The 7,442-nt window shown below is 66.7% G+C and carries 3 protein-coding genes; 2 read left to right on the forward strand and 1 reads right to left on the reverse strand.

Going from position 1 to position 7,442, the window contains the following annotated elements:
- Both Q8N10_RS01325 and Q8N10_RS01330 read left to right on the forward strand, forming a co-directional pair.
- A partial coding sequence (locus Q8N10_RS01325) for a TonB-dependent receptor domain-containing protein (RefSeq protein ID WP_304781472.1) occupies positions 1-1,608 on the forward strand: 1,608 nt, incomplete at its 5' end.
- 572 nt (positions 1,609-2,180) lie between these two features.
- Entirely contained in the window at positions 2,181-5,177 is a 2,997-nt protein-coding gene (locus Q8N10_RS01330; protein ID WP_304781469.1) for a TonB-dependent receptor domain-containing protein, read from the forward strand.
- Between the two features lie 282 nt (positions 5,178-5,459).
- Here Q8N10_RS01330 and mnmD read toward each other — a convergent pair whose 3' ends face one another.
- On the reverse strand, positions 5,460-7,271 hold the full coding sequence (mnmD, locus tag Q8N10_RS01335) for a tRNA (5-methylaminomethyl-2-thiouridine)(34)-methyltransferase MnmD (protein ID WP_304781467.1): 1,812 nt from the start codon (positions 7,269-7,271) through the stop codon (positions 5,460-5,462).
- Between the last annotated feature and the right edge of the window lie 171 nt (positions 7,272-7,442).

Genomic DNA, 7,442 nt, shown 5'->3' on the forward strand with positions numbered 1-7,442 from the left:
GGCCTCCGCGGCTACGGCAGCCGAGCCGGCAACGCCGATCAGTGCACCGCGGCGGAAACGGCGAACTTCACCACCAACGCCGGTAACGCCGCCCTGGGCTGCTTCTACTTCAACCCCTTCACCAACGCGATCCAGCAGAGCCTCTCGAACGTCCCGGCAAATCCCTACTATGTGGGGTCCAGCTCGACGATCGCCGGCCTGAACGACGCCGTCGCCAACCGCGGCGCCGTCTTCGACTGGATGGACGAGGAGCAGCGCAACGAGATCACCGACAAGCTGTTCGTCGCCGACCTGATCTTCAACGGCGAGAGCTCGTTCAAGCTCTGGGGTTCGGACAACATCTCCTGGGCCGCCGGCGCTCAGTTCCGCTATGACCGGCGCGTTCAAGATCCGGATGCTCTCTACGACGCGAACGCCACCCCCTGCGTGGACAGCCCGCCATTTGGTGACGGCACGCCCTATTGCCCGACCACGGCCAACGGCCCGTTCCTGTTCAACGCCAACCTGCGTCCCTATGACGTGGAGCGGAAGATCGGTTCGGGCTTCTTCGAAGTCCGCCTGCCGATCACCGACAACCTCGAAGGCTCGCTGGCTGGCCGCTACGAGTACTACCAAGGCCAGGGCGAGACCTTCAATCCGAAGGCCGCCCTGCGTTGGCAGGCTCTGGACTGGCTGGCCCTGCGCGGGTCGGTCTCCACCACCTACCGGGCGCCCGCCGCCACCATCACCACGACGAACTTCTCCCGTGGCCTGACCAATGCCAGCGGCACCTACCGGGCCAACGACCTCTTCGGCAACCCGAACCTGGATCCGGAAACGGCGCTCACCTACAGCGTCGGCGCCATGGTCAAGATCGGCGGCTTCAACGCCACGGTCGATTACTGGAACTTTGACTTCAAGGACCAGTTGACCTCCGAAGCCACCCTGGACCTGTTGAACCTGATGTTCCCCACTGGGGGACCCAACAAGTGCGGCAATGCCGCCCTGGCGGCCCGGTTCACGTTCGATTCGGCCGGCTGCGCGGGCGGGCGGCCCTCCGTGCTCTCCTATCGCACCCAGTATATCAACGGCGGTCAGGTGAAGACTGACGGGGTCGACTTCCAGGCCAACCTGCAAGTCGGCGAACTGTTCGGCGGCGACCTGAGCACCGGCTTCGACGGCACCTACCTGCTGAACTACGACGACACCGGCTACGCCATTGAGGGGCTGCCCACCTCCGCCGCCGGCGTGATCAAGCGGGCGGGCACCTACCGGGCGTCGCTGTTCACCGGCTACAACCGTCTGCGGGCGAACGCCTACGTGAACTGGGCGGCCGGTGGTCAGAACCTGCGCTGGCAAGTCCGTCATGTCTCCTCGACGACCCAGATCGAACCCAACTCGATCAACATCGCCGCGGCGGTGAAGTCGACGACCAAGGTCGCCGAGTACTGGCAACACGACCTGACCTATCGCGCCGAGCTGCCCTGGGATACGGCCTTGACCCTCTCGGTCATGAACGTCCTTGACCAGGAGCCGCCGTTCGCAATCGGCACCCAGTACAACTACGACCCGGGCAGCGGAAACCCGCTCGGCCGCGTGTACACCATCGGCGTCAAGAAGCGCTTCTAGGATACCGACCGGGCCAAGAGCCTAGCGGATTACACCTCGCGCCGCCCCTTCACCGGGGCGGCGTTTTCTTTTCCTGCGCGGCAGGGGCACGGAGTGATTCGTGCGCACTTGAGCATCAGCCCCGGGCGGGCTCGGGGGCGCGCGCGCGCCCAGACGCTTCCCTGACGGCATGCCCCAAACACATCTCCACTAGCCGTGTCTTTCATGCAACGTCGGCCTCGCGCCAATGCCGCGCCGCACCCATCCATTATTGACGATAAGGTCAAAAATCACGGCGCACCCTCAGGTGGTATATCGCGGGTCTCCGACGTTTAGACTTGATGTTGCATAAGGAAAATCTGGAACCGGCGCCCTCATGAGGGGAGTTACGCACCATGTATCTCTATGCAAACAAGGACTTCCGATCGACGACGGCCTAGCCGTTAGTGTGCGCTGCAGCACATAACGCTCTTCTGTTTCATCACCGAAAATTTCCTGGTGCTGCAGAGGGCGGCGCCGGATGATCTTTTCTTCACATGAGACAAAAGCGCCCACGCCGAATTCAAGGGCGACACTCGAGGGGGAACAAATTGATGTTGAAGAGTAGATATTTCTGCGGCGGGTCCATCCTGGCCGTCGCCCTGGCCTTTGGAGCGGGTTCCGCTCTCGCCCAGGAAGCCACCGTCGTTGAAGAGGTCGTCGTCACCGGCTCGTTCATCGCCGGAACGTCTGAAAAGGCGGCCCAACCGGTTGACGTCATCGGAACCCAGGAACTGGCCAAGCAGGGCGCGCCCAGCGTCGTGCAGCTGGTCAAGACCCTGACGGCGGCCCAGTCCTCACTCGGTGAGAGCAACCGCTACAACGGCGGCGCGGGCACCGCCTCGATCAACCTGCGCGGCCTCGGCTCGTCCCGCACCCTGGTGCTGATGAACGGCCGCCGCCTGGCTGACACCACCGCCGCAGCCTTCCAGGGCGGCGGCCAGGATCTGAACTTCATGCCCACGGCCGCGATCGGCCGGATCGAGATCCTTAAGGACGGCGCCGCCGCCACCTACGGCTCGGACGCGGTGGCCGGCGTGGTGAACTTCATCACCCGCAAGGACCTCGACGGCTTCGAGGTGAACGGCAACTACGCCTTTATCCAGGACTCCGACGGCGGCGACTGGGACGCCAGCATCGCCTACGGGAAGATCTTCGACAGCGGCAACCTCCTGCTGACGGCGGGTTACCGCGCGCGTGGCCGGCTAGACGCCCAGGATCGCGACTACGCGGTCCGCCCGTTCGAATCGGTCTTCTACGGTGGCTGGTCGGGGTCGGCGAGCCCGGGCGTGTATACCAACGCTGCTGGCACGACCCCCATCTTCCGAGACAATGGCTGTAACGTTCTCGGCTCCCAGGAGCTGTCTGGCACCCTCAAGCCGGTGAACGGCGGCGGCCTCCTGTGCCGCTACCAATTCAGCAATTTCAACGATCTGGTGAACGAAGAGCATCACTACCAGCTCTACGGCGAGGTCAACTTCGACCTGACGGACGACATCCGCTTCCACGGTGAAATCGCTTGGAACCGCAATGCGGTGCCCGATCAGCGCATCTCGCCCGCCAACCTCACCACCCAGTTCCCGACCGCCAACACCTCCGGGTCCACGGCGCCTCCCGGCTACAATAACCAGACGCGTTTCTTCGTCCCGGCCAACAACCCCGGCCTGATCGCCCTGCGCACCAACTGCGCCCCGCCGCTCACCGCGGCCCAGTGTGCGGCCATGGCCGGCGGCGTCGCCACCAGCCAGACGTCTTGGCGCCTGATCGGTGTCGAGGGCCATCCGCTGAATTCGGACGGCGCCGACTACCAGCAGATCGAGCAGACCCAGTACCGGGTTTCCGCCGGGTTCAACGGCAGGTTCAACGGCGGCCTCCTCGATGGCATCGGTTGGGACACCGCCCTGACCTTTATGGAAAACAAGGGGATCACCACAACGAACGACCTGTTGGTGAACCGCATCCAGCGGGCCTTCAACGGCCTGGGCGGCCCGGGCTGTAACTACACCACCGGCACGCCGGGTGTGGGCGCCTGCAAGTTCATCAACCCCTTCAGCAACGGCATCGCCGTCAGCGCCATCAATGGCGCCACCAACCCCTTCTATGTGGCGTCGGTGGCCAACGACACGGCGGTGAAGGCCTGGCTCTACGGCACCTACACCAATGTGGCGACCAACCAGATGTTAGTCGCCGATGCGGTGATCAACAAGGAGACCAGCATCGCCCTGGGTGGCGGCAATATCGCCTGGGCGGCCGGCGTGCAGTATCGCTTCGACCGCACCCTGGACGACTGGTCCGATCTGGGCGACGTGCAGGCCACCCCTTGCGTCGACTCCATCGATGGCCAGCAAGGCCAGTGCGCCAACCCGACCGGTCCCTTCGTGTTCTTCGGCGCTCAGAGGGACAACGACGTCGACCGCCGGGTCGGCGCGGCCTTCGCCGAGGTCAAGCTGCCTGTGCTCGAGAACCTCGAGGTCAGCGGCGCCGTGCGTCACGAAGACTTCGGCGGAAACGTCGGCTCCACCACCAACCCGCGGGTTTCGGCTCGCTGGCAGGCGATGGACTGGCTTGCGTTCCGCGGCTCGGCCGGCACCACCTTCCGCGCGCCTGGCCAAGCGGCTCTGACGCCCGGCAGCAGCAAGGGCGTCCGCAATATCGCGGGTTCCTACCGCGCCGTCGTGACGGAGAACAACCCGTTCCTCGAGCCCGAGACAGCGACCACGGGTAACCTCGGAGCCATCATCACGGCCGGTGGCTTCACCGCCTCGGTCGACTACTGGACCTTCGACTTCAAGAAGGAACTGATCGTCGAGGACGCGGGCAATTTACTCGCCGCACTCAACGCCGCCAACTGCGCAAAGCCCGCCTTCGCGGCGCGCTTCGTGAATGTTGGCGGCGCGCCGGTCTGCACCACCCAGGCCAATGTGCTGCAGGCGACCATCAAGATCGTCAACGGTCAGGACACCAAGACGTCGGGCTTCGACCTTCGCGCCCAGTATGACTTCAACAACTTCTTCGGAATGGACTTCTACGACACCCAGGTGACCGTGGGCGCCGAAGCCACCCTGACGAAGGAATACAAGCGCGGTGAGACCACCCTGCTTGAGGACAAGTCCGTGGTGATCGCTCCGGCGATCGACCGCGCCGGCAAGCATGAGCTGATCGGCGAGTTCTACTCGTTCCCGAAGACCCGGGCCTCGGCCTTCATCAACGTCGCCGGGGACAAGTGGAACCTGCGCTACCAGCTGCTCTATCGTGAGGGTACGACCCTCGCCGGCACTGTCTGTCCGGGTGATGCCGGAGCCGGCACGACCGCCGACTGCCGCTACAACTATGGCACCGGAACCTACCAGAGCGTCGGGAAGCTGGACGACTACTGGCAGCACGACCTGAACCTGCGGGTCGAGCTGCCTTGGGAGACCACGGCGACCCTCAGTGTCCAGAACATCCTGGATACCGACCCGCCGTTCGCCCAGAGCTACTACAACTACGATCTGACCAACGGGAACCCGCTGGGCCGCGTCTTCAAGGTGGGTCTGAAGAAGACCTTCTAACCATAACACCGCCACCGGCGGCGGGCATCCGTCGCCGGACTTTCCCAAAGCAACTGAGGGGCGCCGTCCAACTGGGCGGCGCCTCTTCCTTGTCAGGGCTTCTCGCGAGATGGCAGGGCGGCGACCTCCTCGGGCGTCAGCTTGCGTATCCCGCGAACCTCGCAGCGCTGCTGGTGGCTTGGCCCGTCGCATGACCGGTGGCCGGGAGCAGCAAGGCTCCGGCCGTTAGGGGGAGGGCAAGCGGCTTCATCGCGTCGATCCTTTGGCGAGCGTCCCTGGCGACTATCGCGGGACCCGGGAGACGGAATTGCGGCCGCGCCGCGCCGCGCGGAGAAGAAAGCGAGCCGGATCAACCAATTCTGAAACGCCCTTGGGCAGCGGCGACGGCGCGCCAAGGATCAGGGCCGCCACATGCTCGGCCAGCAGCGGCGCCAGGCAGAAGCCCCGCGAACCCAGGCCGCCCAACAGAAAGAGTCCATCCGCCGCGCCCGGCGCGCGGCCCGCAAGGGGAAGATGGTCAGCTGTGGTGGCGCGAACAGACGCGCGACCGTCCACCGGAAGGTCCGCGAGCCGCCGGGCGAGCTGCGGAAGGGCCGCCGCCAGAGTGGCGCGGTTTCGGTCGTGGTCGCCCGGGCGGACATCGGTCGCCGCATCGTCGCGGTCGTGGGTGGCGCCGAACAGCAGGCCGTTCCGGGTAGGCAGGATATAGCCGCCCCAGGCTGCGGCCTGAACGTGTCCAGGGGCCTCGATCCAACTGGCCTGACCCCGCACAGGGCGGATCCCCGGCTCTGGCCAAAGGGGCTGGTGGCCGGTCGCCAGGATCACCGCCTCGGCCTCGCACATCGTCGCGCCGCCTGGGGCGACCAGCCGCCAGACGCCGTTCTGGCAGGTGACGCCAGCCACCCTGGCCAGCCGAATCTCGCCGCACCAGTCGGCCAGGATGGCCGCGGGCGCAATGGACAGGGCGCCGGTCAGGTCCAGGGCCGCCGGGGCGGGCTCTCCGAGGGTCTGACTGACCTCGGCAGGCTCGCGCAGAACCAGGGCGCCGGGCTCGAAGATGTCGGCGGCGGCGATCTTCGCAAATCGGCCAAGGTCCCGCTCGTCGCCGACCAACTGCAGCACGCCGCGCGACAGGATGGCGTGCGGCGTGTCTTCATAGAGCCGCAGGGCGCGGTCATAGGCTTGGGCGAAGAGGGCGGCCAGAGGCCCGAGACCGGCGTCGAGGCGCGGGGTCACCAGGGCGGCTGGATTTCCCGAGGCCCCGGCGCCCGAGGTTTCGGCCTCAATCAGGACGGGTTGGCAGCCTAGGGCGCGCAGGGCTCGCGCGGCGCTGGCGCCCGCGATACCGGCGCCGACGATCGCGACCCGGGGCGAAGACGTCGCGAAGCGAGCGCCGGGCAGGCTTGCCTCCAGCCGCTCCCGCTTGCGCCCATGGCCGGGGCGCTTTTCGACCGCGAACCCGGCCGCCTGCAGGCCGCGCCGAACCGCGCCGGCGACTGTGAAGGTGGCCGCCCGCGCCCCTGGGGCGGAGCGCTGGGCGACCAGCATCATCAGGGCCTCGTCCCACATGCCGGGATTGAGGGCTGGCGAGAAGCCGTCGAGGAACCAGGCGTCGGCGCGGCCATCCCAGCCCTCGAGGGCCTCATGGGCATCCATCACCGCAAGGTCCAGCGTGGCGGAGACTTCAGGTAGGTCGACCCGGTGCAGACCGCGGGCCTGGCCGGGCCAGCGGTCAGTCAGCAGGCGCGCGAGGTCAGCGAGTTCAGGCCAGGCCGACAGGGCTCGGCGGGCTTCGCCGACCTCCAAGGGGTGGGCCTCGAGGGAGAAGATGTGCAGGTGGGCCCCAGGATCGCGGGTCGCGCGCCACAGGTCGAGCAGGGCCAGGATATTCAGGCCGGTTCCGAAGCCAAGTTCCGCCGCCACGAATCGCGCGCGCCCGGCCCAAGCGCCAGGCAGGCCGCAGCCGGCAAGGAAGACGGCTCGCGATTCGGCCAAGCCGTCATCTTTGGAGAAGTAGACATCGCCGTAGAGCCGCGACCGCGGCTGGCCGTCATCGGTCCAGACAAGGGGGGAAGGCGGAGTTGAATCGCTCATGGGACCGGCCAACGAAAAGGGCCGCCCCCAGAGGGGACGGCCCTTCGTAGACGCAGATGCGTCGTGAAGCTTATTGCTTCGCGGCTTCGGCGGCGGCGGCGGCCGGAGCAGCAGCTTCGGCGGCGGCCGGGGCGGCGGCCATCGCGGCGGCGTCAGCAGCGGCCGGGGCGG

It is taken from the genome of Phenylobacterium sp. (genome assembly GCF_030693625.1).
GTDB lineage: Bacteria > Pseudomonadota > Alphaproteobacteria > Caulobacterales > Caulobacteraceae > Phenylobacterium > Phenylobacterium ferrooxidans.